General features: G+C 60.4%; 2 protein-coding genes and 1 pseudogene. All 3 read right to left on the bottom strand.

Features of this window, described 5'->3' with window-relative positions; translation table 11 throughout:
* Window positions 1–49: 49 nt before the first annotated feature.
* Window positions 50–727 carry a DUF1345 domain-containing protein gene (locus tag EN932_RS36105; RefSeq protein ID WP_013531945.1) on the bottom strand — a complete coding sequence of 226 codons (678 nt, stop codon included), beginning with the start codon at window positions 725–727 and terminating at the stop codon, window positions 50–52.
* A gap of 23 nt (window positions 728–750) precedes the next feature.
* Window positions 751–1221 (bottom strand): YaiI/YqxD family protein, encoded by a 471-nt coding sequence (locus EN932_RS36100; protein ID WP_024505334.1) that lies wholly within the window; start codon window positions 1219–1221, stop codon window positions 751–753.
* Window positions 1222–1290: 69 nt separating this feature from the next.
* A pseudogene (locus EN932_RS36095) lies at window positions 1291–1417 on the bottom strand (S-(hydroxymethyl)glutathione dehydrogenase); the annotation flags it as partial.

Here is a 1417-nt window from a genome sequence, read left to right as displayed (position 1 = left end):
TCCTGATACGTCGCGATCCAAACCGATGTTTCATCCGATCACGGATTTATTACGGACCGCCCAGGCTGACGGCGAGATTGACGGCAGCGGCGACGATGACCGTGTTGAAGAAAAACGACAGGATCGAGTGGACAAGCACGACACGACGCATATGCGTCGTCGAGATGTTGGTGTCGGCGGTCTGCGCCGTCATGCCGATCACCGTCGAGAAATAGAGGAAGTCCCAACCCTCCGGCCGTTTGTCGCCCGGAAACAGCAGTCCGCCGACCGGGATTTTCTTCCTGGTCTCGGCATCCATCGCATCGCCATCCATCCAGTAGACATGAGCATAATGGAGCGCTGCCATGGCATGGATGGTGAACCAGCCGAGCGGGATCGACAGCAGCGCGAAGAAGAGCTCGATGGGATGGCTTCTGTCCTTCTGATTGATCAGCAGGAACAATGCGACAACGGCAACGCCGACGACGACAAGCGTCACGGCGAAGATGACCAGCACCGGCTGGTCGGTGGCGCGCGCATTCTTGCTCAGATACCTGCCGGTGAACTTCGGCATCTGGGCGACGACGAGAATGACATAGGCGGCAAAGAACGCGTTGGCGCCGATCGAATAGGCAAGCGGAGCGTGCAGCAGCAACGCCACCAGAAGCGCAAAGACGCCGAAGCAGGCAGACACAGCAAACAGCATGTGGCGCTGCATGGGTTTGTCTATCGGAGCTTCGGCGGCCATGGTGGTTCCAGCCCTGGATAGCGCTAATCCGGTGTGGCCGATTTCATGGCACGCCGCAAGATGCGATCGAGTTCGCCCAGAAACCGCGACCGGTCTTGCGGCGCGAAGCTGGCATTGTAGCCCTTGCTTTCGCCGGTCTCGCGCAGATGCTGCTTCAGGTCGCGCATCGCCACCGCCATGCCGATCGTTTCCGGCGTGAAGGGACGTCCGGTTGGCCCAAGCACATGGGCGCCAAGCGCTACCGCGCGGGCGGCCAGCGGAATGTCGGCGGTGATCACAATGTCGTTGGTGCGTGCATTGTCGACGATCCAGTCGTCGGCGGCATCAGCGCCCTTGGAGACCACGACATTGCGGACCATCGGATCGCGCGACGGCCGCAGGCCGCCATTGGAGACGTAGGTGACAAGGACGCCATGCCGGTCGGCCACTTTTTCGACCTCGGCCTTGACCGGGCAGGCGTCTGCATCGACGAGAATGGCGGGGAGTTCGCTCATGTTTCTTTTCTCCTCCCATTGTGAACCACGGAGGCCGCGGGCCGGTTGGGCCGCGGCCTGCGATCTTCCTCAGTAAACCACGACGCTTCTGATCGATTTGCCCTCATGCATGAGATCGAAACCCTTGTTGATGTCCTCGAGCTTGAGCGTGTGGGTGATCATCGGGTCGATTTGGATCTTGCCGTCCATGTACCAG

The sequence above is a fragment of the Mesorhizobium sp. M7A.F.Ca.US.002.01.1.1 genome (assembly GCF_004022955.1).
GTDB classification, from domain to species: domain Bacteria; phylum Pseudomonadota; class Alphaproteobacteria; order Rhizobiales; family Rhizobiaceae; genus Mesorhizobium; species Mesorhizobium ciceri.
Note: the sequence above shows the minus strand (reverse complement) of the source record. Positions and strands in the feature narration are given on the sequence as shown.